Annotated in this window: 24 protein-coding genes; 20 read left to right on the plus strand and 4 right to left on the minus strand. The window is 62.2% G+C overall.

The window, feature by feature from the left end; genetic code table 11:
* The 9 genes from ACVIJ6_RS15765 (at position 1) to ACVIJ6_RS15805 (ending at position 9,698) form a co-directional block, all read left to right on the plus strand.
* Positions 1–195, plus strand: coding sequence for a hypothetical protein (locus ACVIJ6_RS15765; protein ID WP_456773444.1), 195 nt, complete (start codon positions 1–3; stop codon positions 193–195).
* Positions 196–274: 79 nt separating this feature from the next.
* On the plus strand, positions 275–808 hold the full coding sequence (locus tag ACVIJ6_RS15770) for a hypothetical protein (protein ID WP_456773445.1): 534 nt from the start codon (positions 275–277) through the stop codon (positions 806–808).
* Between the two features lie 285 nt (positions 809–1,093).
* Positions 1,094–1,402: a DUF4326 domain-containing protein gene (locus tag ACVIJ6_RS15775; protein ID WP_456773446.1), complete on the plus strand. Its 309-nt coding sequence runs from the start codon at positions 1,094–1,096 to the stop codon at positions 1,400–1,402.
* 90 nt (positions 1,403–1,492) lie between these two features.
* Entirely contained in the window at positions 1,493–1,864 is a 372-nt protein-coding gene (locus tag ACVIJ6_RS15780; RefSeq protein ID WP_456773447.1) for a hypothetical protein, read from the plus strand.
* A complete protein-coding gene (locus tag ACVIJ6_RS15785) occupies positions 1,857–2,276 on the plus strand; it encodes a hypothetical protein (protein WP_456773448.1) in 420 nt (139 codons plus the stop codon). Before ACVIJ6_RS15780 ends, ACVIJ6_RS15785 begins: the two co-directional genes overlap by 8 nt.
* 165 nt (positions 2,277–2,441) lie before the next feature.
* Positions 2,442–6,776, plus strand: coding sequence for a strawberry notch-like NTP hydrolase domain-containing protein (locus ACVIJ6_RS15790; protein WP_456773449.1), 4,335 nt, complete (start codon positions 2,442–2,444; stop codon positions 6,774–6,776).
* Positions 6,776–7,840, plus strand: a complete 1,065-nt coding sequence (locus ACVIJ6_RS15795; RefSeq protein WP_456773450.1) for a DUF7146 domain-containing protein — start codon at positions 6,776–6,778, stop codon at positions 7,838–7,840. Before ACVIJ6_RS15790 ends, ACVIJ6_RS15795 begins: the two co-directional genes overlap by 1 nt.
* A gap of 310 nt (positions 7,841–8,150) precedes the next feature.
* Positions 8,151–9,074: a DUF2493 domain-containing protein gene (locus tag ACVIJ6_RS15800; RefSeq protein WP_456776996.1), complete on the plus strand. Its 924-nt coding sequence runs from the start codon at positions 8,151–8,153 to the stop codon at positions 9,072–9,074.
* Between the two features lie 141 nt (positions 9,075–9,215).
* A complete protein-coding gene (locus ACVIJ6_RS15805) occupies positions 9,216–9,698 on the plus strand; it encodes a hypothetical protein (protein ID WP_456773451.1) in 483 nt (160 codons plus the stop codon).
* A 640-nt stretch (positions 9,699–10,338) separates the two neighbouring features.
* On the opposite strand, the gene ltrA is transcribed toward ACVIJ6_RS15805, so the two are convergent.
* A complete protein-coding gene (gene ltrA, locus ACVIJ6_RS15810) occupies positions 10,339–11,886 on the minus strand; it encodes a group II intron reverse transcriptase/maturase (protein ID WP_456773452.1) in 1,548 nt (515 codons plus the stop codon).
* Between the two features lie 623 nt (positions 11,887–12,509).
* On the opposite strand from ltrA, the gene ACVIJ6_RS15815 reads away from it, so the two are divergent.
* On the plus strand, positions 12,510–12,830 hold the full coding sequence (locus ACVIJ6_RS15815) for a DUF736 domain-containing protein (RefSeq protein ID WP_456773453.1): 321 nt from the start codon (positions 12,510–12,512) through the stop codon (positions 12,828–12,830).
* A 249-nt stretch (positions 12,831–13,079) separates the two neighbouring features.
* On the opposite strand, the gene ACVIJ6_RS15820 is transcribed toward ACVIJ6_RS15815, so the two are convergent.
* Positions 13,080–13,337, minus strand: coding sequence for a helix-turn-helix domain-containing protein (locus ACVIJ6_RS15820; RefSeq protein ID WP_456773454.1), 258 nt, complete (start codon positions 13,335–13,337; stop codon positions 13,080–13,082).
* A gap of 215 nt (positions 13,338–13,552) precedes the next feature.
* On the opposite strand from ACVIJ6_RS15820, the gene ACVIJ6_RS15825 reads away from it, so the two are divergent.
* The 6 genes from ACVIJ6_RS15825 (at position 13,553) to ACVIJ6_RS15850 (ending at position 16,296) form a co-directional block, all read left to right on the plus strand.
* Positions 13,553–13,834 (plus strand): DNA -binding domain-containing protein, encoded by a 282-nt coding sequence (locus ACVIJ6_RS15825; protein WP_456773455.1) that lies wholly within the window; start codon positions 13,553–13,555, stop codon positions 13,832–13,834.
* A gap of 149 nt (positions 13,835–13,983) precedes the next feature.
* Positions 13,984–14,178: a transcriptional regulator domain-containing protein gene (locus tag ACVIJ6_RS15830; RefSeq protein ID WP_456773456.1), complete on the plus strand. Its 195-nt coding sequence runs from the start codon at positions 13,984–13,986 to the stop codon at positions 14,176–14,178.
* Between the two features lie 121 nt (positions 14,179–14,299).
* Positions 14,300–14,758 carry a DUF2285 domain-containing protein gene (locus ACVIJ6_RS15835; RefSeq protein WP_456773457.1) on the plus strand — a complete coding sequence of 153 codons (459 nt, stop codon included), beginning with the start codon at positions 14,300–14,302 and terminating at the stop codon, positions 14,756–14,758.
* 136 nt (positions 14,759–14,894) lie between these two features.
* Positions 14,895–15,173, plus strand: coding sequence for a helix-turn-helix transcriptional regulator (locus tag ACVIJ6_RS15840; protein ID WP_456773458.1), 279 nt, complete (start codon positions 14,895–14,897; stop codon positions 15,171–15,173).
* A gap of 152 nt (positions 15,174–15,325) precedes the next feature.
* A complete protein-coding gene (locus tag ACVIJ6_RS15845; RefSeq protein WP_456773459.1) occupies positions 15,326–15,790 on the plus strand; it encodes a DUF2840 domain-containing protein in 465 nt (154 codons plus the stop codon).
* Positions 15,787–16,296: a S26 family signal peptidase gene (locus tag ACVIJ6_RS15850; protein ID WP_456773460.1), complete on the plus strand. Its 510-nt coding sequence runs from the start codon at positions 15,787–15,789 to the stop codon at positions 16,294–16,296. Before ACVIJ6_RS15845 ends, ACVIJ6_RS15850 begins: the two co-directional genes overlap by 4 nt.
* A 551-nt stretch (positions 16,297–16,847) precedes the next feature.
* Here the strand turns inward: ACVIJ6_RS15850 and istB are convergent.
* Together istB and istA are read right to left on the minus strand one after the other, a co-directional pair.
* Positions 16,848–17,591: an IS21-like element helper ATPase IstB gene (gene istB, locus ACVIJ6_RS15855; protein WP_012041725.1), complete on the minus strand. Its 744-nt coding sequence runs from the start codon at positions 17,589–17,591 to the stop codon at positions 16,848–16,850.
* A gap of 11 nt (positions 17,592–17,602) precedes the next feature.
* Positions 17,603–19,135: an IS21 family transposase gene (gene istA / locus ACVIJ6_RS15860; protein WP_083780767.1), complete on the minus strand. Its 1,533-nt coding sequence runs from the start codon at positions 19,133–19,135 to the stop codon at positions 17,603–17,605.
* Between the two features lie 897 nt (positions 19,136–20,032).
* On the opposite strand from istA, the gene ACVIJ6_RS15865 reads away from it, so the two are divergent.
* The 4 genes from ACVIJ6_RS15865 (at position 20,033) to ACVIJ6_RS15880 (ending at position 25,589) form a co-directional block, all read left to right on the plus strand.
* Complete coding sequence (locus ACVIJ6_RS15865) at positions 20,033–22,171, plus strand: DUF3363 domain-containing protein (RefSeq protein ID WP_456773461.1); 2,139 nt, start codon at positions 20,033–20,035, stop codon at positions 22,169–22,171.
* Positions 22,172–22,313: 142 nt separating this feature from the next.
* Positions 22,314–24,320 (plus strand): conjugal transfer protein TraG, encoded by a 2,007-nt coding sequence (locus ACVIJ6_RS15870; RefSeq protein ID WP_456773462.1) that lies wholly within the window; start codon positions 22,314–22,316, stop codon positions 24,318–24,320.
* An 8-nt stretch (positions 24,321–24,328) separates the two neighbouring features.
* On the plus strand, positions 24,329–24,766 hold the full coding sequence (locus ACVIJ6_RS15875; RefSeq protein WP_456773463.1) for a CopG family transcriptional regulator: 438 nt from the start codon (positions 24,329–24,331) through the stop codon (positions 24,764–24,766).
* A 175-nt stretch (positions 24,767–24,941) separates the two neighbouring features.
* Entirely contained in the window at positions 24,942–25,589 is a 648-nt protein-coding gene (locus ACVIJ6_RS15880) for a hypothetical protein (protein WP_456773464.1), read from the plus strand.
* Positions 25,590–25,654 lie beyond the last annotated feature (65 nt).

Here is a 25,654-nt window from a genome sequence, read left to right on the forward strand (position 1 = left end):
ATGTACGGCACGTATTTGCGCCTGAATATCACCGTGCATGATAGTTGGCGTGCGGTGGTTCGCGCGGCAGCGCGCAAGCTCACTCTGCAAGCGCTTCGCGACCCCCGGTGTCGCATAGCGCGTAAGCGGTTCTACCGCGAGATGCTCGATTATCACCGCCGGGAACAAGAAATCGTTGCGACCTGGCGGCTCTGAGACCTCGTCTCGTCGAGAGCCTTCCCCATCCAAGTCCCACTCGGCCCAGCGCTCGGCGCAAGGAGCGTCGGGCCATCGCATGTTCAGGAGAACGAAAATGGCTGACTACTTTACTCCCACCGACATCCAACAGACGATTCCCGAAGCGGACATGACCCCGCTCGAACGTCTGCTTCTGTCCCACGTCTTCGAAGCCGAGCGCGACGGAGACGGTTGGTATTTCTTTGCCGAGTCGCAACCAGCCGACACGTTCATCGTCGCGCGCGCGGCGCTCGAGGCCGCGCTCGCCGCGTCTCAACTCGATGTGGACAACACCGCCAACAGCTTCGTCACGAAGCTGCTGGCAAGCTTAAAGGGCGAAGAGCTTCAGGAGGCACACCTGGATTTCGATCTCAGCCAGACCTCCTGGGAGTTCATCGTTCAGGATATCGTCCGGCGTTCGACGACGCTCAGATATGTGTCGGCGGTATCCTCCTTCACATGCTCGCGCATGCGCGTCGACGGCTTCGGCGGCGCCGTCGTCGTGATCTCGGCCGACGCCATCCTTGGCAAGTCCACCAACGATCCTCTCGAGGAGTTCATCGAGCAAGTCGCGCCCGGAAGCGATATCTGACCTTAGTCCGGCGGGCGAAGCGACGTTGCTACCAGGACGTCCGGACGAACACCACTTCATCACCTTCTCCGACGCGCCGGCTACCGCACGCGCGATGCTTGTTGAGAACCCTGCACCCGTCGCCGCTCCCAACCAATGTTGCGTCGTGTCCTGTCTGGGCGCGGCACATCGGCTGTCAACGGGCAAGCCGTTCCCGCCGCGGCGGAGGAGCCTCGCGTGACATCCGATGCTGGACCGCGCCCGTCGTCAGTCCACCGCAACGCGAAGGTCGGGAGACAACAGAAAATGTGCAGGGTTCTCAACAAGCATCACGCGGGCATTCCGGCAGGCGCCGTCTACATCGGGCGCGGCAGCAAATGGGGCAATCCGTTCCGGATCGGCCGCGACGGCGACCGCGCGGCCGTCATCGCCAAGTACGAGCGATGGCTGGCGGACCAGCACCATCTGCTGCGTGCGCTCGAGGAACTGCGCGGACGCGATCTCGTGTGCTTCTGCGCGCCGTGCGCCTGCCACGGCGACCTTTTGCTACGGCTCGCCAACGCCACGCGCGAGGTGCGCGTCGCGTGGTGGCGCGCCGTCAAGGCCGCGGCGTGAGAGCGAGAGGATTACCGGGACCTCAGGCGAGCCCGGCGCATGGCGAGAGCGAGCCGCCGGGATGGTTCGCCCGCTCTCGGAGTTTCCCACATGTCCAGGACATCCAACGCCTTCGATTTTCGAAAGTCCGTCGCCTACGACGCTGAGGCCAAGCGCCTCTTCCACAGCCGTGCGAAATCCCAGCTCCGTCGTATTGCGACGGCGCTGGGTCTTGAGCCCGGTTCCTACGACCTCCGCTCCAACCAGGCTGGCATTGCCGTTTCCGGCGAAATTACCCTTCACAGCGATCATCTTTACGTGCAGGTCTCCCAATCGGCGATGGGCCACCACAGCGGCATTCTGTTTCGGACCTGCAAGGGCCGAAAAGATTTTGTCGGCGGTCCGAACAACTTCGCGTCGCTCGACTTGCTCAACAGGCCCGGCGAACTCGCGCATTGGATCCGCGAGGTGTGCGATGTCTGACCTCATCCGCCGCTGCACTTCCGCCGTTACGTCATGGACACGCCGTCACCGCTATCGCTGCGGCGTCAGCCTTGGTCGATGGACGCGAGCCTGGCGTTATGCAGCGGGACGTCTTTCGGCGGACGAGGCGCAGCGATTGATGCTCGACTGCCGTCACCCGGCAGGCTGGCATCCGCTGCTTATCCTCACCGTGGAGGATACGCTCGAACAGGCGCGCGAAGAGATCGCCGATCATCCCGATCTGCCGCGTCTTGTCGCGGACGGCTGCGCCCGGGTCGCAGATAAGTGGGAATCCTACAACGATGAGCTGTGGGAAGCGCGACGTTGGGCGATCAGTCTCGCCAAGAGCTACGCCGCGGATGAGGGCATCACGCTCGTTTCGCCTGATGACGAGCACGATCCCAACAAGTGATCGTCGCCTTGGATAGTTCGATCAAGGGTCCGGCGCTGGACGCCGGACCCATCCTTTTTGGCTGAGATCAAGAGGGAGAGGTGGGCCGGGAAGGGTTTGAGCCGCCTCGGTCGTGAGAGCGCCGGGCGGTTCGGCCCATTCCCGCTCTCCGAAAGACATCCTGCCATGACCGAAACTCTCGTCGGCGGCGCCAGCGCCGCGCCGCTCTCGATGCGTGCCACCGCCGTTGTCGCATCCGCAGTCGTCAGGGCTGCGCGACAGCTTTTGACCGATCTCGAACAGGGACGTCGCATCGATGCCGCTGTCCTGCGCAACGCCATGCAGGCAGGGTTCGGGACCACCGATGCGACCGGAACCTGGAACTGGAAGACCGCCTACGACGCCTGCGAGGCGGCGACCGTTCTGTTTCTGCGGCGGCATGGCGCCGCCATGCGCGGCAAGGCGGCGTCGCCAGCGGCCATGCTGTCGATGCTGATGAGGATCGCAAGTCTCCTTCCGACCCAGACGCGCCGGTCCGAGGAAAGCCAATCCCTCCAGCAGTTCTCGACACCGATCGGATTGGCGTATGTCGCCAGCGTTGCCGCCGCGATTACGCCAGCCGATGTCGTGCTGGAGCCGTCGGCCGGTACCGGCCATCTGGCCGTTCTCGCAGAACTCGCCGGCGCCTCCCTAGTCCTCAACGAGTTCGCCGAGAGCCGCGCCGGCATTCTCGGGCAGATCTTTCCTGCCGTCTCCACCACGCGGTTTGACGCCGCACACATCAACGACCACCTCGATGCGCGTATCGTACCGAGCGTCGTGCTGATGAACCCGCCGTTCTCGGCCGCGGTCCACGTCGATCGCGCGATGGCAGATGCGGCATTACGGCATGTCGGCTCGGCGTTGGCCCGTCTTCCAGCAGGCGGGCGCCTGGTCGCCATCACGGGCGCAAACGTCGCACCCGACAATCCTGTGTGGACCGACTCCTTCAAGCGGCTTCAGGAACAGGCACAGGTCGTGTTCTCGGCGGCGATTGACGGCGCCGTCTATGCCAAGCACGGTACCACCACCGACACCCGCCTGACCGTTATCGATCGCGTGCCGGCGGGCGATATCGCGTTGTTGCCGGCATCCGCTGGCATCGCGCGAGACCTGCCGGCTTTGCTCGGCTGGGTCATCCGGGACGTGCCAGCACGTCGACCAATTGCTGGCAAGCCGACTGCGGTCGTGCCAGCGATTGCCAGCCCTTCAACGCCCCGAACCCTCCGCGCCTACGTTGCCCAGCGCCAGCCGGTGACCGCGGCGCCAGCATCTGAGCTTGTAACGACGGAAGTCGCCTACGAGTCTGTCGACTGGGCGCCCACCGATGCCAGCAAGATCACCGACGCGCTCTACGAATCGTACGCATTGCAGTCGATCCGCATTCCCGGCGCGCAGGCCCATCCCACAAGGCTCGTGCAGTCGGCTGCAATGGCGTCGGTCGCGCCGCCAAAGCCATCCTATCGGCCGCATCTCCCGGCCAATGTCATAACGGATGGCATCCTCTCGGACGCGCAACTCGAGAGCGTTGTCTACGCTGGCGAAGCCCATTCGGAGTTTCTCGCGGGTTCCTGGACGGTCGATGCCACCTTTGACGTCGTGGCGGCCGCGCGTGATGACGCTGAGAATGCGGTTCGTTTTCGCCGCGGCTGGTTTCTCGGCGACGGCACCGGCGCGGGCAAGGGACGGCAGGTTGCCGGTATCCTGCTTGACAATTGGCTCAAGGGCCGCCGTCGTGCGGTTTGGATCAGCAAATCCGACAAGCTGATCGAGGATGCGCAGCGCGATTGGTCGGCGCTTGGGGTGGAGCGGCTGCTCGTGACGCCGCTTTCCCGCTTCCGGCAGGGCACGCCGATCCGGCTTACGGAAGGCGTCCTATTTACCACCTACGCTACGCTGCGCACCGACGAGCGTGGAGAAAAGCTTTCGCGCGTGCGTCAGATCGTTGAATGGTTGGGCTCCGACTTCGACGGAGTGATCGTCTTCGACGAGAGCCACGCCATGCAGAACGCGCTTGGTGGCAAAGGCGAGCGGGGTGACCAGACGGCCTCTCAGCAGGGCCGCGCGGGCCTGAGGCTGCAGCATGCTTTGCCGAATGCCCGCGTCGTCTACGTCTCGGCCACCGGTGCGACTACGGTTCATAATCTCGCCTACGCTCAGCGTCTCGGACTATGGGGCGGTGACGACTTCCCATTCGCGACGCGGGCCGAGTTTGTCGAGGCGATCGAGGAGGGCGGTGTCGCCGCCATGGAGGTTTTGGCGCGCGACCTCAAGGCGCTCGGCCTTTATGCCGCGCGTTCGCTATCTTATGAGGGTGTCGAATACGAACTGCTCGAACACCAGCTTACGCCCGAGCAGGTTCGCATCTACGATGGCTATGCCTGCGCATTCAGCATCATCCATAATAATCTCGACGCGGCCATGCGCGCCGCCAACATCACCGGCGAGACCGCCACGCTGAACGCGCAGGCGAAGTCCGCCGCGCGTTCCGCCTTCGAAGGTGCCAAGCAGCGCTTCTTCGGCCATCTGCTTACCTCGATGAAGACGCCCTCGCTGATCCGCTCGATCGATCGCGATCTTGATGCCGGCCATGCGGCCGTCATCCAGATCGTCTCGACCGGCGAGGCGCTGATGGAGCGCCGGCTAGCGGAGATTCCGACCGAAGAGTGGAGCGACGTTCAGGTCGACATCACCCCGCGGGAGTATGTCCTCGATTACCTCGCCCATTCCTTCCCGGTCCAGCTCTATGAGCCCTTCACCGACTCAGAGGGTAATCTCTCTTCCCGGCCCGTCTATCGCGACGGTCAGCCGGTCGAGAGCCGGGAAGCCGCCAAGCTCCGCGACCGCCTGATCGAAAAGCTCGCCTCGCTTCCGCCCGTACCGGGTGCGCTCGACCAGATCGTCCAGCGGTTCGGCACGGACATGGTCGCCGAGGTCACGGGACGTTCTCGCCGCGTCGTTCGTAAGCGGGATCGGCTGATCGTCGAGAACCGCGCGGCCTCGGCCAATCTCGCCGAGACCGCGGCCTTCATGGACGACGCCAAGCGCATCCTCATCTTCAGCGACGCCGGCGGCACGGGAAGAAGCTACCATGCCGAACTGTCGGCCCGGAATCGCAGGCTGCGCGTTCATTACCTGCTCGAGCCTGGCTGGAAAGCCGACGCCGCCATCCAGGGCTTGGGTCGCACGAATCGTACCAACCAGGCGCAGCCGCCGCTGTTTCGCCCCATTGCGACAGATGTGAAGGCGGAGAAGCGCTTTCTCAGCACCATTGCTCGCCGGCTCGACACGCTGGGCGCCATCACCCGAGGTCAGCGCCAGACCGGAGGGCAGGGCCTGTTCCGCCCCGAGGACAACCTCGAAAGCCATTACGGCCGTGACGCACTGCGCCAACTATATCTGCTTCTCGTCCGCGGCAAGGTTGAAGGCTGCTCGCTGCAGGCGTTCGAGGACGCGACCGGTCTGAAGCTGGTGGATGCCAACGGCATCAAGGATGAACTGCCGCCGATCACGACATTCTTGAACAGGCTGCTGGCGTTGACCATCGACCTGCAAAACGTGTTGTTCGCCGCGTTCGAGCAACTGCTCTCCGCTCGCATCGAAGGCGCGATCGCGTCCGGCGCCTACGATGCCGGCCTGGAGACGCTGCTCGCCGAGAGCTTCATCATCACCGACCGACGCGTCATCTATACCCATCCCGGGACTGGCACCGAGACACGGCTGCTGACCATCACCGAACGGCGGCGTAATCGTCCCGTAACGCTGCGGGAGGCGTTCGATCGGCTCTCGGATTCGTGCGCCGTGCCGCTCGTCAACGAGCGCTCGGGCCGGGCCGCCGTTCAGGTGCCTACGCCGAGCTTCATGCTCGATGACGGTGAGATCGAACGGCGGGTGCGGCTGATCCGGCCGATGGAGCAGCACAGTGTTCCCCTAAGCACAATGGCGGAAAGCCATTGGGCCGAAGCCGATCGCGGCCGCTTCGGCACGGCCTGGCAGGCCGAGCTCCATGACCTGCCCGAATTCTCGGAAAGCACAATCCATGTCGTTGCCGGCTTGCTGCTGCCGATCTGGAAGCAGCTGCCGGACGAGTCGACGCGGGTCTACCGGCTTCAGACCGATGCTGGAGAAAGAGTCATCGGCCGCAAGGTTTCGGCCAGTTGGGTAGCGAACGTCCTTGCGGCCGACGCGCCCAAGCTGGCGTCCGACGCAGCCTTTGCCGCTCTGATGGCGGGGCGAACTGTTCTTGAACTCGCCGAAGCCCTCCAGCTTCGCCGAGTCCGTGTCATGGGCAGCCACCGCATAGAGCTGTCTGGATTCAACGACACGATGCGCGATCGCCTCAGGACGTACGGCCTCTTCAGCGAGATCATCTCCTGGAAGCTGCGAATGTTCGTGCCCACTGATGAAGGCGGCATCGAAGTCCTGGCGAAGCTGCTTGAGCACTATCCAATCGAGCGCATCGCCGAACGGGAGGTCGCGTGATGCGCCGCGACGCCTCCGAACTGGCGCATCGCCTCGCGCGCGAGGCCGAGGCGGTGTGCCGTCATTACCTTTCCAATGGAAAGCGCGAAGGGCGGTATTGGCTGGTTGGTGATGTCTACAATACGCCGGGCCGCTCGATGTTCGTGCGGCTCCAGGACTCCACCAAGGGGAGCGCGGGTAAGTGGACCGACGCCGCGACCGGCCAGCATGGCGATCTCCTGGACATCATCGGGCATAGCCTTGGTCTCCCTGACTTCCGCGAAGTTGCCGAAGAGGCGAGGCGGTTTCTCAAGCTGCCCCGCACTGAATCGCAACCCGTACCACGACTGCCCCCAGTGCGCTCCGTCCCGGCGGGATCACGAGAGGCCGCAAGGCGGCTCTTTGCAATCTCAGGCCCGATCGAAGGCACTATGGTGGAGACCTATCTGCGACGCCGCGGAATAGCGCGCGCGCACCATAGTGGCAGCCTCCGCTTCCATCCGCGCTGCTACTATCGCCCTGACGAGCACCTGCCGCCCGAGACCTGGCCGGCGATGATCGCCTGCGTCACCGACCTGGTTGGCAGCATTACCGGCGTGCACCGCACCTGGCTCGATCCAGACGGCTTTGATCGCATTCGACTCGGCAAGGCGCCGATCGACACGCCGCGACGCGCCATGGGCGATCTGCTGGGCAATGCGGTTCGCTTCGGTGCGCCGGACGACGACGTGCTTGTGGCCGGCGAAGGCATCGAAACCATGCTCTCGCTGCGTTGTGCGCTGCCAACATTGCCGATGGCCGCGGCGCTGTCGGCCAATCACCTCGCAGCCATGCTGCTGTCGTCAAGCTTGCGTCGGCTCTATATCGCGCGGGACGCTGACGCTGCTGGAGACTTGGTGCAAGCCACTCTGTTGAACCGCGCACAAGCGGCCGGCATCGAAGCAATCCCCTTGTCACCTCGGCTGGGCGATTTCAACGAGGATCTGCACGTCTTTGGCCTCGATACCCTCCGAGCAGCGTTGCGGATTCAGCTTGCACCGGAGGACGTCTCCCGCTTCCTGCTCTTGCCGGCCACTGTCGTTTAGGCGGCGCTTAGCTCCAATCAACGTCGACAGCTCGGTCGCGGGGCGGCCCAATGCCGGAGAGCCGCGACCTCGGCCTTCTAGAGGGCGATCGGACGGCAAGCGGCCCCGGCCGCCAATGGCTACGACCGGCTATTTTCCGCCGGCCCTGCGGGCCTTTGCATCGCGAAGCAAAATAGCCGGCCTTCGCCATCCTCCGCTGGCGCTTCGGCCCTCCGCGCTGCTTCGGGTTCTGGCCCGTTCCGCCCGCCGTCTGAGTGATCGCCACGAAGGCCGCGATGGGCGCGGCCGATCCGGCAAAGGACCACATCCCATGACCGATTATGACGACATCGAACCGCCGCACGCTTCATCTGCCACCGACCTCGTCCTCAACGAATTGCAGCTCTTTGGCTACCGTCCATTCGACGACCAGCCCGATCCGAGACCCCTGCCAGAAGGCAAGGTGATCGCCGGTGCCGTCGCCGATATTTTCGACGCCCTGGTCGCTACCCTGAGCGACACGCGGCTCGAGCCCGACCTTCCGGATCTGCTGTGGTCGACGGTCAACCTCTTCCATCGTGCCACAGATCGCATCGTCCGGCAGCTCGACGATAATGAGCAGGCCCAACGCAGGAGCCAGCGCGAGCAGAACGGCTCGGAAGTACGCTCGGTCGAGCTCGAGCGCTTGACGGCAGAAGGCATCACGCTGATCGAACGCCGCAACTGCTTGGAGCTCTTCCGCGATCAGGCCATCGAACTCTTTGAGGTCCACACCGGCTCATCCTGGCGCCCTCGATCGGGATCACTGGTCAACCATCGCACGCTCACGGCGGCGATGATCGACTCCCGCGACTTCATCGCAGCCAAGCGCCGCGCCGAAACCGAGGTCATGCTGCCTCCCGGACCGAAGGTCGCACTGACCGGCGGCTTCGACTGCAACGACCACCGCTTGATCTGGGATCGTCTCGACAAGGTTCACGCCAAGCATCCCGACATGGTCTTGATCCACGGCGGCTCGCCAAAGGGCGCCGAGCTGATCGCCTCCAAATGGGCGACCACCCGCAAGGTCCCACAGATCGCTTTCAAGCCGGACTGGACGAGGCACGCGAAGGCAGCACCGTTCAAGCGCAACGACGCCATGCTCGAACTCCCGCCGATCGGCGTCATGCATTTCCCGGGCACCGGAATCCAGGACAACCTTGCCGACAAGGCGAAGCGCCTCGGGATCGCCGTTTGGAAATTCGGCGCCTCGTGAGCGCCGACCTGCCATCTTCCACACCACCGAGGCGGAGTTGCATCGCCGCAACTCCGCCTAGTTTCGATTGCATATCCAAGACTGCGCCGTGGTGGTGGTGGAAGGCGCAACCATATCCCCTTTGCATATGGAGCCACCACCATGCTCGCCTTTGGACCTCTCCTGAACTTCGCTGGCATTGGCTTGTTCTGCTGGCTGATCTTCACGCTGGCGGTATACGCCCTGCCATTCTTTGTCGGACTCAACGTCTTCCTAATGGCATTGCACGGCGGCGCCGGCATCCTCGGAGCGCCGCTTGCTGGCATTGCTGCCGGCGGGATAACACTCGCGATCGGTCAAAGGGCCTTCGCAATGACACGCTCTGGGATCATCCGTGCCATCATTGCCGCCCTGTTTGCTGTCCCGGCGACGCTTGCTGGCTATCAGGTCGTATTTGTGATGTCGCAAGTCGGCGTGCCATCATTGGCTTGGCGTGAGATCTTCGCCTGTCTCGGCGCGATCTTCATTGGCGGCGCGGCGTGGACGCGGTTGACCATCTTCACCGAGGGCCGCCCGCTCGATTCGGGCACGGAGGCCAGGAGAGATCCTCAACCAGTTCTCTCAGCCGCAGCGCATCAGCAATGATCCTGTGCCATCTGCATGTCGAACTTGTCGACTACAGCAGCACGCCGACGGGTCATCGAGCTTGAGCGAAAGGTAGTCGCGACCCTCCTCGCAACACTTCGATAAGATGGCAGTGATTGCGTCCGGTGCCCATAGATGCGGCGCTGGAGCCGTTCGTTCGCGGTTGGCCTTGTACTGACGATATCGCCCTTTTTCTTCCTTCGTTTCTTTTCCTACGCTGAATCGTTTCGACCTCTTGCCGAGCCGAACCGAAGCCCGCCATCTTCTCTCGGATTTGTGGTTCAGCACGCGACGCACGTGGCCTCTTTGATGGCTCGATCTGGCCGAAGACCGGCTGCGCCTCGATCGTCTGAGCCGCAACGCTGTCGACACGACTTTCTTCCCCTGGGCTAACGCCCATTCCTCGCGAGGCAAGAAAGTCGCTACGACAGCGTCCTCCGCTGCGCTCCAGCCCTTCGGGTGCGTCGCCGATCGCCTTCGGCCTGTAGATCGCCATCGAGGCCGCGGTGGTCGCGGGCTCGAAACACAAACAGGTAGAGTAGGCGTGCAGCGCCATACCGCCTCGCGGCGGCTGGTTTCTGCACGCCTCTCGCCGAACCGGACGTGCCAGTTTCCCGGCATCCGGCTCTCCATGCGCGACTTACGTCGCGGGTGTCGTCAATCCGGCGAGGTGGTTGGGCGCGTTCCACGACGCCGCCACATGTGTGCGGCCTCGCGGTTCAGGCGAGTCATCCCAGCCGTTCGTGATCATGATGCCTCGCCACGGATACGGCATGGTGCCGCCCGTGGCGAAGCTGCGAAGTCGCACGTGTCCCTCGCCCCAAACAAGTTTACGCTCGTTTGTTTCGCTGGATACACGATAGCGACGCAGTGTCCGCCACGCCGCTTTGCGATGCTTCTTGCGCAGCCAGCGCAACACCCGGTTCGACAGCCACCAATCCAGCTTGCTGAACTCGCGTGAAGCTCCCGTGGCGTGGCGGTAGTAGGTCCGCCAACCAAGGATGATCGGGTTGAGCTCTCGAATGAGCTGGGTCAACGACTCTCCTGTTGGATAGGTCGTGATCCGAGCCTTGATCGCGTCTCGCAATCTCTGCACTTTCCCTTTCGGAATGTACAGATTCCCGACACGATGCCTGGTACGGAGCGCCGTCGTCTGGATGATGCGATAGCCGAGGAAGTCGAACCCATCCGCGACACCGGTGATCAAGGTTTTCTCAAGGGATAGCTCCATGCGAAGCTCCTGCATGAGGAACGTCGCAAGTTTGTCGCGCTCGGCCATGGCCTCGTCCGCCGTGCCCGTAACCAGAATAACGAAGTCGTCCGCGTAGCGGGCGATCTGGAATGTCGGGCGTCCCCGTTTGCGGTCATAGTGCCGCCTGTCAGCGGCATTCTGCAGCCGTTCGCGGGGTCGTGGTGTCCATCGTCCGTATCGCTCGTCGAGGGACGTCAGATAGACGTTCGCCAAGAGCGGCGACAGGACACCGCCTTGCGGCGTGCCTGTGATAGGATGACGGACCGTGCCTTCGACCAAGATACCTGCTTTCAGGAACGCGAGTACGAGCCGCAGGACCTTGCGATCCCCGATGCGGCGGCGCGCCCGCTCCATCAGCAGATGATGATCAATGGCGTCGAAACAGCCCTTGATGTCGCCTTCGATGACGAAGCGGACCGGTGATGGTCCGTGGATCGTCGGGTGCAGATGTTTCTGCACTACCGCAAGCGCATCGTGGGTGCTCCGTCCACGCCGGAACCCAAACGAAGTCGGGTAGAAGTCCGCCTCGAAGATGGGCTCCAGAACGAACTTGAGAGCCATTTGCACCAGTCGATCTTTCAGCGTCGGGATGCCGAGCGGGCGGAATCGTCCCGGCTTGCCTGCCTTCGGAATCAACCGTTGGCGAACAAGTTCGGGCTTATAGATTCCAGTGCGCAGCTCCTCGCGGATTTCCTCGAGAAACTGTGTTACGCCACCGGGCCGCTGTTCGATCTTGTGCCGCGTCATCCCGTCCGTGCCCGGCGTTTGGCTCCCCTTGTTGCGGGCAAGCCTCTGCCAAGCATGGCCGAGAGTGCGGCGATCACACACCAGATTGAACAAGTCGGCGAACCCCTTTTCGGGGGCCGCGTTGCTCCACCTATACAGCTTGCGCTGCATGTCGAGGACAAACGCGGTATTCACCGCGTCGGGCTTCATGTGCCCACCTCCTGCCGGCTTGCTGTACTTACTGTCTCCCTTTGCCATGTGGACAGCTTTCCCGTCCTCGGACTACTACGGAGACTCCGCCCCCCGCGATGACATTCATCGGTCATCTCGATCATCTTCGACTTGGAAGTCGAAGAAATCATCGCGAGGTTCCCAGGTTCACTCAATGATCCCTCGTCCGTTGTAGGAGCCGACTCTACCCCGTGTGGATTCCGAGCTTTGGCCACCGCAGGCTGGGCCAAAACTTGGCGCGCGGTGATCCGCACGTCCCTGATCCGCGTCTCATCAGCGCGGATCGGCGCTCCACCGACCTTGCGGTCGTCCCACCCACTTCCGGTTTGGTGAGGTCCATGTTCTACCGGGGCTTCTACCATCGGTTCGGTTACCCTTTCCGTGACGGACACGCTCGCCGGACTGGCCAAGGGCGGAAGTCCCCAGCCATCCGGCTTTGACGGGTTCTGCTGATGTATGGCGCGCCGGAGACACCCGGCTTGCCTCACCCGTCAGCTTCGCTCCCCGCGCCGCGGCGCGTTGAGGGCAGGGTCTTCCACCCTGCGGGGCATTGAATGCGCGTGTCGGATCCCACCCGACACTCCTGGCGCACGAGAAGTGACATGGCTACCATCGGCATTTTCAAGAAGGTCGGCAACGATTTCCAGGGCGAGATCAACACTCTGAACCTGAGCAAGGCCGTTCGAATCGTCGCCGAGCAGAACCGCTCTTCCAACGAGAACGCACCCAGCCACCGCGTCTTTGTGGGCCGGGCCGAGATCGGTGCAGCCTGGTCCAAGCGCTCGGAGGAAGGCCGCGACTATCTCTCGCTCAAGCTCGACGATCCTTCCTTCACCGCGCCGATCTACGCGAACCTGTTCGACGACGAGGGCGGCGAAGGCTATACCTTGCTGTGGTCGCGGCCGCGAAAGAACGGCGAGTAAGCCTTACTCCACCAAGCCCCGCCCGAGGAAATCGGGCGGGGTCCTTGTTGCCGCTCAAAGATCGGCCACCGCGAATACGTCGCAGTGGTGACGGTTCCTCATTGATCTTGTTTGTCTCGTCGTTGTTCAACGCGCGACGACCTGGCTCTTGGCGATATGGGGTATCAGAGACCATCGCGATAGATAGAGCTGGCCGGCTCGACAGACGACGTGGATGGTCGGATTCTGAGGTAAACAACCCCCGATACTTCAACTGTTCGACGAGGGGCGCGCTCTTTTTCGCTCGGTACTGTCGGTCGACGGCCGTTTCAGGAGATCCGAGGCTTCCACACCGAGGACGCGGGCCAGCTTGTCCACGATGTCGATCGTAGCCGAGTAAATCCGTCGTTCCAGTGAACTGACATAAGTGCGGTCGATCTTCGCGCGGTGCGCCAGCTCCTCCTGCGAGAACCGCCGCGCGCGCCGCAGCCTTCTCAAATTCTGTGCCAATATCTCTCGAATATCCATGATCGAGAGAGCAGCGCCTTGAAGAGTATTTCACCACGGAGTATCCTCTACAAACGGTCACTGAGCCCGCGTAACGGAACCCGCGATCCAACGATTCTTTAATCTCTGAAGCGCACAAAATCCTGTAGACCACTCGGGCTGGTCGGTACGACAATAGCTCAAGTGCAGCTAGGGTTCGCCAGATCGAAGCTTCTCGTGCAATAGGAGTTTCATGCGTGCCGCCGCTTGATCCTGAAGTTTCAGACTTAGCCCCTGATGAGCAGGCGCTGACGCCCTATGACCAGCGACACGCCGTCACCTATCTTCGTCTCCTCGATGCCGAAAAAGACAACGCCGACTGGCGAGAAGTAGTGCGTATTGTTCTTCGCATCGACCCGACCTCCGAGCCCGATCGCGCTCGCCGTGCCTACGACAGCCATCTGGCTAGAGCGAAATGGGTTGCGCGCCATGGTTATCGTGAGCTCCTCGCGCGGGGATGGCCGAAGAGTGAACAATGAAGTTTGTTTGAAACAAACGTGACATCTTGTTGACGCGCAATCGAAAAAGCAAATGGCCTCATTTGCTTTTCCAAATGCCCGCAACTAGAAATAGTCACAATTATCGTGCTGCAATTCACTATCGTTAGTGCAGTGCAGTGGGAAGTAGTATGTCAGGCGTTGATTGGAAATCAGAGCAAGATTACGCAAATTTCGAAAAAGCAGAAACGGCCGACATTGCCTGGGAATGGCTCCGCCGCGATCGAGAATACGAGCGGGACTTCAGCAATCTGACGGGCGCCGCGCGATCCGGCGGAATGACGCACGAGTTCCGGAATAAATGGGGGTTGTCTTTTCGCAGCTGATCCGGAAAAAGCTTTCGATCGACAAGCGATATTCTGGGCCCCCGAGGCTCTCTCGACCGTCCTGTCGCTGCGGGAAACCGTCGCGCCCAGCGATGTCGGGCAACGTCCTCTTGACTTGACCATGGTAGCGACCGGCGAATTTCGTCAGGGACTGGATGGGTGGCATGCCATCGTGCCAATGGCAGGTGCAATCCACCGGCTTTACCTGCCGGCAATGCCTGTCGGAGGCTCGCCGCTTTCCGTCGAATTGCCGCTCGACGCCAATTTCGACATACGACTTCAGGCGGCACACCGATTTTGGTCCGCCATCGAGGGACGCCGTCCTGGTGCGCCGCCTCTTGCGCTTTCTTACCAACGTCGCCGGCGCTTCATACTAATTATGAGGGCCCTCGATGCTTGGCTGGCGGAACATACTTATCGTGAAATCGCAGAGGGCTTGTTCGGCAAGGAGCGCGTTCTTGGCCGCTCCTGGAAGGATCACGATCTTCGCAGCCTGACCGTCCGCCTGGTCCAGAGCGGCATCGCTCTGATGCGCGGCGGCTACCGTGCGTTGCTGCGCCCCACATCTCGGAAGAAATAGCTCCGCCCTTCTTTGGGGGTGCCGAAAACACACCCCCTCAATTTCGGCATCCCCCTTTGAGGCTCCATTCCGCCATTGTGTCCGTTGACGCGCCGGCCACCTCGCCGGCGTTCCAGATCATCACGGAGCCCTTCATATGTCGGATCCGAACACCGGAATGCCTCACCGATACTTGCGGACTGCCGAAGCAGCGCGATTCCTCAGCCTTTCTCCCCGCACTCTGGAAAAGCACCGGATCTATGGCACCGGTCCCGCTTACCGGAAGATCGGCGGACGCGTCGTTTACGCCGTCGCCGATCTGAACGCGTGGGCCGACCTCGGCACCAGAACGTCAACCAGCGATCCCGGTGCAGCGACGGTCCTTGCGGCAAAGCGGCACGCTCGCATCCCGTATGCGGGCAAGGAGCGTCGCTGAAGCATGCGCGAAGACAAGAGTTGCGGTGCAGCTGGTCGTCGACCGCGACGGCTTCGACGCGCAATTCCGCGAGCGTGGCCGGCTGATTTGAAAATCGCGACCCGTCTTCACTTCGTTTCGGGCAGCTATTCAACAGCAAGGAAGTCTCCATCATGAGCGATCTCACGACAGTAGAGCTATTATGGCTTGAAAAGCGCATAGAGAACCGGATTCGGTTCGGCAATCCGATGTCGGAACGGATCCTGAGCGGAAACCGCCGCGTCCTGTCCTTCACGCCCGGCAGCATCTTCGCCTTCGTACGCTGGACGTCCAATGACTTCGGTGCCATCCTGTCCCGCATCGACATCCTGCGCGCCGCGACGCCCGGGCGGCCCTACTCGACGGTCCCCTGGATCAGTCCCGGCGGCGAGAGCCTGCTGCGGCTATCAAGCTGGCCGAAAGTCGAGCGGGTGCTGCAAACGATCGATGCAGTCGAAGCACTCGGCATCAATCCAGCCGATGCGGCGCCCGATTATTGGCACCACGTGCACAACCGCTTGTCGGTCAATGAAACGCCCCGACCTTATACCCGGTCGCGCCATCAGGTCTGGCTCCGTCGCCGACGAATTGCATCATGAACGGTCGCTACAGCATAATCTTTGCGGCGCTCGCGGCAGTTGCTTCTCTCGTCTCCACGATCGGAGGAGCGACGCCACGCTACATCTGGAACGCATCGAACAGCGTTCCGATCGGCCTTTATCGCGTCGCGCCGGCCGGCAAGTTCACCGTCACCGAGCTTGTCGCCGTTCAGCCGCCCGATCCCCTCGCAGCCTTCCTTGATCTGAACGATTATCTTCCCTCCGGGCTTCCGATGCTCAAGCGGATCGCGGCGCTGCCAGGACAGGTCGTGTGCCGAATCGGGCTCACCATCACCGTCGACAGCCTTGAGATGGGACAAGCACGCGAGCGCGACGGTCGCAACCGCCCGCTGCCGGCCTGGCAAGGGTGCCGCATCATTGGCGAAGACGAGATATTTGTCATGAACTGGCAGTCCACCGACTCCCTCGACAGCCGATATTTCGGACCGCTGCCTGCATCCGCAGTTATTGGTCGGGCTCTTCCGGTGTGGACCGACGAGGAATAATCGCGCGCGATATTCGCGACCACTCGTCCGCTTCGCCACCCCCGGACGGCCGCCGGTCCTTCCTTCCCGGTCCGTTTTCAAGCCGAAGACAACACGTGAGTCTGCAGTCCCAGAGTCATTTCAGCGCATTGCCGCGGTCGACCAATTGCCCTGCTCCATGCCATCAACAGCAAGCCCATTGAACAATCGCGACGTTCGCCCATCATGCCATTGCTCCGCTCGGGGGATCATTCAAGGGGATGTTCCGCGCGTTGGGACAGTTCTTTGACTTTCGGGTTTGCTACTGAAGGACCCTCGCTTGCGGATTCCGACGAAGTCGCCCAGGCGTACCGATATGAAGTCGCCCGTGGATTCCGAGACGATGTCGCCCACCTTTCCGATTTGATCTCGCCCAGCGGCGAGGCGTTCTGGCCGGCTGGTTCTCTGGCATCGGTCAAGCCGCGCGGTCAATCTGGAATCGCGACTTCAACCTTTTTTCTTCTTCTGCGGTTGCTGTGGGCATGTGGACAACGCGATTGCGTTGTCCAAGCGCAGCGGCATGTCCACGGCGCTCAGGTCTTTCGGGCGGATTGCCGAGTTCGGCGCAGGCTCTCACCGGTGAGGTCGAGCCGATGGGCATTGTGGACGAGGCGATCGAGCACGGCGTCGGCATAGGTGGGATCTCCAATGAGCAGATGCCACTGGTCCACGGGGAGCTGGCTGGTGACGATGGTGGAGCGATGACCGTAGCGATCTTCGAGGATTTCCAGGAGGTCGTGACGGGCGCCGGCATCGAGCGGCTCGAGCCCCCAATCATCGAGGATCAGCAGATCGACACGGCCAAGGCCGCGCAACAGGCGTGGGTGACGACCGTCGCCGCGGGCGAGCGCCAGATCGTCGAACAGGCGCGGGACGCGTTGATAGAGCACGGAGCGATTGTCGCGACAGGCCTTGTGGCCGAGCGCCGAGGCGAGCCAACTCTTGCCGACGCCTGCCGGGCCGCAGATCAGGAGATTGACGTGGTCGTCGATCCAACGGCCCTCGACAAGCTTGGCGAACAGCGGGCGGTCGAGACCGCGCGGGGTGCGGTAGTCGATGTCCTCGACGCATGCCTGCTGGCGCAGCTTGGCGTAGCGCAGGCGAGTGGCGAGCCGTTTGTCGTGCCGCAGCGAGGCTTCACGTTCGAGCAGCAGAGCAAGCCATTCGGCGTGACCGAGGCTGCCAGCCTCACCGGCGGCTTCGATGTCGGCGAAGGCCTTGGCCATGCCGTGGAGGCCGAGGGCGTTGAGGCGGTCGAGGGTCGGATGGGTGAGCAAGGGACGGTCTCCTAATTGTAGTAGCGCGGTCCGCGGATGTTGGCATGCAGGATCGGCGCATCGTCCGCGGAGCGCTGGTGAGCGGGACGCCGATCGAGATTGTTGGCGAGGATCGACTTGACCGAGCCATAGGTGCGCGCGCCGATGTCGATCGCCCGCGCAGCCGCCGCGTCCAGCCGTTCGCGCCCATAGGAGGCGGCGAGCCTGAGGATGCCGAGGCAGGCGCGGAAGCCTTGTTCGGGGTGCGAGCGCTCGTCGAGAATGAGGTCGCACAATGCGCTGGTTGCCGGCCCGATCGCGGCGGCGTCCTGACGGATACGCCCGATAGTCCAGCCGGCGTAGCGCCGATGGCTGGAGGCCATGTGCTCCGGCACGGTGGTGTGCTTGTGATTGCCACTCATGCGCTGATGCGCGGCAATCCGCTCGCCCTTGTGGAAGATCTCGACGGTGCGGGCGGTGAACCGCACCTCGACCTCGGCACGCGCGAAGCGATGCGGAACGCTGTAATAATGCTTCTCCACCTCGACGTGGTAGTCGAGGCTGACGCGGCGGATCCGCCACTCGGCGAGCACGTAGGGGCTCGCCGGCAACGGCTTGAGCGCCGGCCGGTCGATCTCCTCGAGCAGCCGGCGGCGCGTCACGCCGAGCCGCCGGATCGGCCGCTCCTCGTTGAGCCTGGTGAGCAACTCGCCGATCGCTGCGTTGACCTCGGCGAGGCTGTAGAAGACGCGGTGGCGCAGGCGACCGAGCAGCCAGCGCTCGATGATGAGGACGGCCTGCTCGACCTTGGCCTTGTCGCGCGGCTTGCGAGGTCGCGCCGGCAAGACGGCCGTGCCGTAATGCGCGGCCATCTCCGCATAGGTGCGATTGATCTGCGGGTCGTAGAGGCTCGCCTTGATGACTGCGACTTTGGTGTTGTCAGGCACCAGGAGCGCCGGGACGCCGCCGATCGCCGCGAAGGCGCCAACATGGGCGCTGATCCAGTCGGCGAGCCCCTGCGTCCACGTCGCCTGCGCGTAGGTGAAGCTCGAGGCGCCGAGCACGGCGACGAAGATCTGCGCCGTCCTCCGCTCGCCGGTGAGGCGGTCGACCACCACCGGCACGCCGTCGCCCGCGTAGTCGACGAACAGCTTGTCACCGGCCGCGTGCGCCTGGCGCATCGTCACCGACAGGCGTCCCTCCCAGGCGCGGTAAAGCTCGCAGAAGCGCGAGTACCGGTATCCGCCGGGCTCGGCGCCGATGTACTCCTCCCACAGGATCGACAGCGTCACGTGCTTGCGCTTGAGCTCGCGGTGCACCGCCGCCCAATCGGGCTCGGCGATGCGGCGATGACCCTGCCGGTTACCGTTGCCGGTCTTGGCGAACAGGCGGGCCTCCAGGGCCGCGTCCGTGAGTTCGTCGGGCAACGGCCAGCTCAGGCCTGCGGCCTCGAACCGCCGGATGGTCAGCCGCACTGTCGAGGGCGCCGCGCCCATCCGCCGAGCAATCTCGCGGCTCGGCAGCCCAGCCGCCTTCATCCTGATCACATCGCGCACACGGCGCATCGCAAGCCTCTCCGTCGGCATCCAGGGTCCCCCTTCGCAAAGCCGAAAGGTTGACCCTATGGGAGCCAGAAGAGGTCTCGTCACCCCGGGTTCGCTCTTGCGATACCCGGGCGACATCATCCCGGAATCGTGGGCGACATCATCTCGGAACGGGTGGGCGACTTCAAATCGGAATGGTGGGCGAGATCATCTCGGAATCCTGGGCGACATCGATCGGAATCCGCACCCTCGCTCACGCGGCAAGAGTTCGCGGAGGAGTGCGATATTAACGTGCTGAAGTCATACGGGCGATGCCTTCGGCCCGCGCTCTACTCGTCGCTTCGCTCCTCACCGAGCCACCCTACGGGTGTCTCGGCCCTCCGGGTAACGATCGCTATCGCAAACGCTCGCTTCGCTCGCAAACAGTGGGGGGCTTCGCAACTCAACTACCAAAGTCGCGGCGGCTCTTTCGCAATGAATCGGCCACCAGCGGACGTGTTCGGGCAGGCGCTATTGGATGATCCACCGCAATGACCCAAACTGCATTTTGTCGCAAATCGCCGCGAGTACCGAGAGTCTGTTGGCTTGGAAGTTGGGCCCTGGGAACCAGCGACCGAGGAGGGCAAGATAAAGCGAACTGGTGTTCGCGAACTTGCCGACATGTTAGCCATCCAGAAAGCTTTGTCTGCACATTGGATTTTTGGAATCGCCACGGCTGGCGGTTAACAACGTTTCATCGAGGCCGGATGGCGCCCTTCGAGCTTGACGAGGAATTTCAACGGGCCAAGCGATGGCGCTTGCGAACTTCAACCAAAGGGTCCCCGCTTCTTATTCGATCTCGTGCGCGTCATTACGATTTTCTACAATCGAAGTCTCGCGGCTCTTGCGCGCGTCGGATCGGATGAGGATCGTCAGCTCATGGCGACCGATCAGAGCGACGATTTTCATGTGCGCCCCGGACGCGTCGGCAGCCGGGGGACCCGGATCAATCCGCGTGGTAGTCTGCGGTCTCAGCCTTTCCCCAAGCAGGTCCAGGTGGCCGTCAGAAGGGCCGGTGGGGATCCTAACAGGATTGGACGCGGACCGGTTGGCGGCGAAGGGCGCGGAGGGACAAGAATCGGTCGGTTCAATGCGCGAGGTCGGGGCGCGAAGCTCGTCCCTTTATTCCTTCGTGATGGTGATCAGGGTGGTTGGCAACGGGATTCGAACGGGCGCTTCCGCTCGCGTCGCGTTGCCGTCAAGGCGAGGATAATCAAGCTCAATAACCAGGGACGCAAACGGGGTCTCCGTGGTCCGGAGAGGGCCACGGCATCGAGCAAGGCAGTAGACGCCCATCTTCGCTACCTCGAACGGGATGGGGTCAACCGCGACGGCCAGAAAGGAAAGGCCTATTCGGCCTCTGAGGACGACGCTGATGGCAAGGCATTCGTGGAGCGAGGACGCGAGGACCGGCATCAGTTCCGCTTCATCGTGGCACCGGAAGATCCCAATGAAATGGCCGATCTCAAAACCTTCACGCGCGACCTCATGCGACAGATGGAGACGGACCTGGAGACGCGTCTCGATTGGATCGCGATCGATCATTACAACACCGGCCATCCGCATACCCACATCATCGTCCGCGGTGTCCTAGATGGAGGCGGTATCCTTAATATCTCTGGAGACTATATCGCCCACGGCATCCGTCATCGGGCTTCCGAGTTGGTGACGCTGGAACTCGGACACCAGAGCGAGATCGAGCTTCAGTCCAAATTGAAGACAGAGGTTGCGGCAGAGCGGTGGACCCGGCTCGACAAGATGCTCGCTACCGAGCAGAGCGAAAGAGGAATTGTTGACCTGAGGCCGGGAGGAGGAACGACCTATGCGTTTCGTGAGAACCGCGGGCTCATGATCGCACGGGTCAAGCACCTGGCGCGCTATGGACTGGCGAATGAGATCGAGACGGGGCAGTGGGCTATCTCTGACCGCGCCGAGGTCACCTTGAAGGAGCTTTCCGATCGCAATGATGTCGTCAAGACCATGCACCGAGCCCTCGCAACTCACGGGCTTGAGGAAGAACGCGGCGTCGATCAATACGTCCGTCACGGTGCCCGGCCGAGCGAGAGAGTCACAGGTCGTGTCCTGGCCAAAGGGTTGGTTGGCGATGAGATGGACGAGCGGGTCTATCTGGTAGTCGATGGGATAGACGGCCGCGTCCACCACGTGGAATTTCCCGATGCTTCTCATCTGAAGGACGTTGGCCGCGACATGATCGTGGAGGTGGCGCCGGCCATTTCCGGACCGCGAGCCGCTGATCGCAATATTGCTCTCAACATGGGCGAGAAGGATCAAATCTACCGCCCAAGCCAGCATCTGGGGCGCATCCGCGAGCAATTCGAACGAGAGAGCAAGGATCCGGAATCCTTCGTCCGCTCGCACGTCCGAAGGCTGGAGGCTCTGCGTCGGGAAGGGCATGTCGAACGCCTCGGTGAAGATCAATGGAAGGTCCCCAGCGACATCGTCGAGCGCGGCCTGGCCTATGATCGCACCAGAGGTGGTGAGGGTCCGAGGATCACGACCCTCTCGCCGCAAAATCTTGAGCGACAGATTGCCAGTGACGCCGCCACCTGGCTCGATCGGGAACTAACGGCTCGGGAGCCTCTGGTCATCGCTGACGGCGGCTTTGGCCGCGATGTCAGGGACGCGCTCCATCGCCGCGCCGAGCACCTCGTCAAAATGGGTTATGCCACATTAAGACTAGGTACCATCCAGGTCCCGGCTCAGGCAATCGCAAATCTTGAGCAGCGCGAGGTGGAGCGCGTCGGCCGTCAAATGGCTGCCGAGCGCGGCCTGACGTTCACGCCTAGCAAGGCGGGTGAATATGTCAGCGGCCGGCTCACTGGCGCTGCCTCTCTTGCAAGCGGACGTTTCGCTATGATCGAGGACGGGCTGGGCTTCCGACTGGTACCTTGGCAGCCGGTTCTCGAAAAGCGCATCGGTCAATTCATTACCGGCATTCGACGCGAGTCCGGCGGCATCGAATGGGAATTTGGAAGGAAACGTGGGTTGGGATTGTAACCGGGGGCGGGACTTGCACTGATTTGCGAGCGGTAGCGTCCGCCAAAATGAGCTTGATCCGATTTCTACGCTCCGATCCGAAGGCGTACGCCTGAAGGCGAATTCATCTTGAACGGTCGCGAACACCTTGCACCTTGCACTCATGTCTTCGACCAAGGTGCTTTGGGGCCAAACCTGCGTCGTGCTTGGCATCGTACTCCTGACGATGTGGGCGGCGACACAATGGGTTGCCTGGAAGTTGGGCTTTCAGCCGCGGTTGGGCCCACCATGGTTTGAGCTGGTTGATGGGTTGCCCATCTATTATCCACCGGCGTTTTTCTGGTGGTGGTACGCGTATGACGCCTACGCGCCAAGAATATTTCTGCAGGGCGCCTGCATCGCGGCATCGGGCGGCATCATCTCGATAGTCGTTGCCTTTGCAATGTCGATCTGGCGGGCGCGCGAGGCAAAGACGGCCGCGACCTATGGTTCGGCGCGTTGGGCGGCGGCTTCAGAACTGCGGGCCGCGCAGCTCATGGACCAGGATGGCGTCGTGCTCGGCCGGTTCGGCCGCCATTACCTTCGCCACAATGGACCAGAGCACGTCCTGTGTTTCGCGCCGACCCGGAGCGGCAAGGGCGTCGGCCTTGTCATTCCGACTCTGCTGACCTGGCCAGGCAGTTGTGTTGTTCACGATATCAAAGGAGAGAACTGGAATCTGACCTCAGGTTTTCGCGCCCGGCACGGCCGGGTCCTGCTGTTCGATCCGACCAACCGAAGCTCTGCCGCCTATAATCCACTTTTGGAGGTCCGCCGCGGAGAGTGGGAGGTCCGCGATGTCCAGAACATCGCGGATGTGCTCGTGGATCCCGAAGGAGCGTTGGAAAAGCGCAATCACTGGGAGAAGACAAGCCACTCGCTTCTGGTAGGCGCCATCCTGCATGTGCTTTACGCGGAGGAGGACAAGACACTCGCCGGGGTTGCCAATTTCCTGTCCGATCCGCGGCGGCCGATCGAGGTCACATTAAATGCCATGATGACGACAGCGCATCTTGGCGGATCCGGTCCACATCCCGTCATTGCCTCAGCCGCACGCGAGCTCCTGAACAAGAGTGAGAACGAGCGCTCTGGCGTCCTATCGACGGCGATGTCATTCCTCGGTCTCTACCGCGACCCCGTCATAGCGCAGGTGACGCGATGGAGTGATTGGCGAATCAGCGATCTTGTCGAAGCCAAGCGGCCAGCCTCGTTATATCTGGTCGTACCGCCGTCGGACATCAGCCGGACCAAGCCGCTGATACGCCTGATCCTCAATCAAATCGGCCGGCGATTGACGGAGGATCTGGATGCTCAAAGGCGTCGGCATCGGCTGCTGCTGATGCTGGACGAGTTTCCCGCTCTTGGGAGGCTCGACTTCTTCGAGTCGGCGTTGGCGTTCATGGCGGGTTATGGGCTGAAAAGCTTCCTGATCGCCCAGTCGCTCAATCAGATCGAGAAGGCCTACGGTCCGAACAATTCCATCCTCGACAACTGCCATGTCCGCGTCTGCTTCGCGAGCAACGATGAGCGGACCGCGCGGCGCATTTCGGATGCGCTGGGAATGGCCACCGAGCTGCGTGCCATGAAGAACTATGCTGGTCATCGGCTCAGTCCATGGCTGGGACACCTCATGGTATCAAGGCAGGAAACCGCGCGTCCCTTGCTGACGCCGGGTGAGGTCATGCAATTGCCGCCTGACGATGAGCTGATCCTGGTTTCTGGATGCTCGCCGATCCGCGCCAAGAAAGCGCGCTATTTCGAAGACGAGCGTTTCCGCGAGCGCGTCACGACTCCCGCGAAGCTTGATGAAAATCCAGGGCGTCGCGAGGCACGCCATGATGACTGGAGCGGCCTGCACCGGCCTGTCGCGGATATCGCTGAAGCCAGACCAATAGTTCAACACCAGCCTGCCGAAACTAGCAATGATCCAGCCAACGGTGGCCTCCGGCGGGAGCCGGAGCTTCTCCAACATGAAGAAGTCGCACCAGAACCCAGTCCAGCGAAGGCCGAATTCGATTTTGCTGACGAAGAGGCGGATGACGAGGTCCAACGCGCGGCGACATTGAGAAAGCAGGGGGCGGATATCGCCCGCCAGGCAGCGATGGATCCTGGCGACGGCCTCGGCCTATGAGCTAAGAGATGAGGACCAAACACACATTTCGTCTGCCGCCCGAGCTTGCAAGGCAACTCGCCGACTATGCCGGTCGAAAGCGGGTGCATCAGGCGTTCGTCGTCGAGACGGCACTGGCCTCGTTTCTGTCGCCCGACAATTCCGAGAGAATGGAAGCCGCTCTTGGAAAACGGCTTGACCGGTTGACGCGACAGGTCGAGCGGCTCGAACGTCATGTCACGATCTCCAATGAAGCGGTCGCTCTATTCGTGCGGTTTTGGCTGACCGCAACGTCGCCTGTACCTGAGGCCGCACTTCCTGCTGCGCAAGCCAAGGGGCGCGAACGTTACGAACGGTTTGTCGAGGCGTTGGCGCGAAGGCTGGCCAAGGGCCAGAGCCTGGCACAGGAAATATCAGTGGATGCCGAGCCGCACGGTAAGCAATCGAGCGAGCCTGGTTCGGCTTGATTGACCTCGCCATTCCTTTCTTTTGCTGCGCCAAACTACGATCGATATCTTCGTTCGCTTGAAAGCAACGCCGATGAGGCCTTTTTCTTATTTCGTTCAGGATTGATCACCTGATCTCGTGCCGGTCGGCCCGGTGCAAATGATCAGTGTGTCCTTGGCGAATAGGAAGATGGTCATGCAGCTCCAGAGCGAACTCGATATGCAGGCTAGCCACGCAGAAGTGGACGCTTCGCCGGTTTCCGCGCGTAGGCCTAAGCGGAGCCGCAAGGTGACCGTCAGGCTTACCGAGGAGCTGTATAATCGATTTTCCGCTGCAACTGAACGTCCTGGTGTCGGCAAGAGCATGGTCGTGGAAGCCGCCCTTGAACGCTTTCTGAGCGTAGCCCCCTCGATTGAAGATACCGTGAGGGACCGGTTTGACGACATGGACGATAAGCTCGATCGCCTTGAGCGAAACATGCGGATCATGGCGGAAACCGTCGCGCTGCATGCCCGGTATCACCTTTCAGTCATGCCATCGCTCCCGCAATCGCGGCAGCAGGAAGCGGCTCGTCTCGGCGACGAGCGCTTCAAGGTTCTGGCCGAGCAGGTCGACCGGCGGGTTCGGCAGGGCCAGCCTTTGATGCAGGAGACGATCGACCGCCTCGATTCCAGCGACTGCGAAGCCAACGAGATCTCGCGCCGCCAAAATCAGGTACACAGAGATCAGGGATCTGCTGCGGAAGAGGTTGATATCAATCCCGAATCGTTCGCTGCCGCCGGGGAGGGCGGCGGCAATATGTACTTTCGCGAGCGTCCAGGCGCGTTCAGCCGGCCCGCTTGATACTGCTGAATATGGAAAGCCTAACCCGCAGCCGAGACCTATCGATTCCGACTCAGAGTCGACAA

This window comes from Bradyrhizobium sp. USDA 4369 (assembly GCF_054056435.1).

What these genes read in the sequence shown, in the direction of transcription:
- ACVIJ6_RS15765 (WP_456773444.1), top strand. Translation starts at nt 1, where the DNA reads ATGTACGGCACGTATTTGCGCCTGAATATCACCGTGCATGATAGTTGG.
- ACVIJ6_RS15770 (WP_456773445.1), top strand. Translation starts at nt 275, where the DNA reads ATGTTCAGGAGAACGAAAATGGCTGACTACTTTACTCCCACCGACATC.
- ACVIJ6_RS15775 (WP_456773446.1), top strand. Translation starts at nt 1,094, where the DNA reads ATGTGCAGGGTTCTCAACAAGCATCACGCGGGCATTCCGGCAGGCGCC.
- ACVIJ6_RS15780 (WP_456773447.1), top strand. Translation starts at nt 1,493, where the DNA reads ATGTCCAGGACATCCAACGCCTTCGATTTTCGAAAGTCCGTCGCCTAC.
- ACVIJ6_RS15785 (WP_456773448.1), top strand. Translation starts at nt 1,857, where the DNA reads ATGTCTGACCTCATCCGCCGCTGCACTTCCGCCGTTACGTCATGGACA.
- ACVIJ6_RS15790 (WP_456773449.1), top strand. Translation starts at nt 2,442, where the DNA reads ATGACCGAAACTCTCGTCGGCGGCGCCAGCGCCGCGCCGCTCTCGATG.
- ACVIJ6_RS15795 (WP_456773450.1), top strand. Translation starts at nt 6,776, where the DNA reads ATGCGCCGCGACGCCTCCGAACTGGCGCATCGCCTCGCGCGCGAGGCC.
- ACVIJ6_RS15800 (WP_456776996.1), top strand. Translation starts at nt 8,151, where the DNA reads ATGACCGATTATGACGACATCGAACCGCCGCACGCTTCATCTGCCACC.
- ACVIJ6_RS15805 (WP_456773451.1), top strand. Translation starts at nt 9,216, where the DNA reads ATGCTCGCCTTTGGACCTCTCCTGAACTTCGCTGGCATTGGCTTGTTC.
- ltrA (WP_456773452.1), bottom strand. Translation starts at nt 11,886, where the DNA reads ATGAAGCCCGACGCGGTGAATACCGCGTTTGTCCTCGACATGCAGCGC.
- ACVIJ6_RS15815 (WP_456773453.1), top strand. Translation starts at nt 12,510, where the DNA reads ATGGCTACCATCGGCATTTTCAAGAAGGTCGGCAACGATTTCCAGGGC.
- ACVIJ6_RS15820 (WP_456773454.1), bottom strand. Translation starts at nt 13,337, where the DNA reads ATGGATATTCGAGAGATATTGGCACAGAATTTGAGAAGGCTGCGGCGC.
- ACVIJ6_RS15830 (WP_456773456.1), top strand. Translation starts at nt 13,984, where the DNA reads ATGTCAGGCGTTGATTGGAAATCAGAGCAAGATTACGCAAATTTCGAA.
- ACVIJ6_RS15835 (WP_456773457.1), top strand. Translation starts at nt 14,300, where the DNA reads ATGGTAGCGACCGGCGAATTTCGTCAGGGACTGGATGGGTGGCATGCC.
- ACVIJ6_RS15840 (WP_456773458.1), top strand. Translation starts at nt 14,895, where the DNA reads ATGTCGGATCCGAACACCGGAATGCCTCACCGATACTTGCGGACTGCC.
- ACVIJ6_RS15845 (WP_456773459.1), top strand. Translation starts at nt 15,326, where the DNA reads ATGAGCGATCTCACGACAGTAGAGCTATTATGGCTTGAAAAGCGCATA.
- ACVIJ6_RS15850 (WP_456773460.1), top strand. Translation starts at nt 15,787, where the DNA reads ATGAACGGTCGCTACAGCATAATCTTTGCGGCGCTCGCGGCAGTTGCT.
- istA (WP_083780767.1), bottom strand. Translation starts at nt 19,135, where the DNA reads ATGCGCCGTGTGCGCGATGTGATCAGGATGAAGGCGGCTGGGCTGCCG.
- ACVIJ6_RS15865 (WP_456773461.1), top strand. Translation starts at nt 20,033, where the DNA reads ATGGCGACCGATCAGAGCGACGATTTTCATGTGCGCCCCGGACGCGTC.
- ACVIJ6_RS15870 (WP_456773462.1), top strand. Translation starts at nt 22,314, where the DNA reads ATGTCTTCGACCAAGGTGCTTTGGGGCCAAACCTGCGTCGTGCTTGGC.
- ACVIJ6_RS15875 (WP_456773463.1), top strand. Translation starts at nt 24,329, where the DNA reads ATGAGGACCAAACACACATTTCGTCTGCCGCCCGAGCTTGCAAGGCAA.
- ACVIJ6_RS15880 (WP_456773464.1), top strand. Translation starts at nt 24,942, where the DNA reads ATGCAGCTCCAGAGCGAACTCGATATGCAGGCTAGCCACGCAGAAGTG.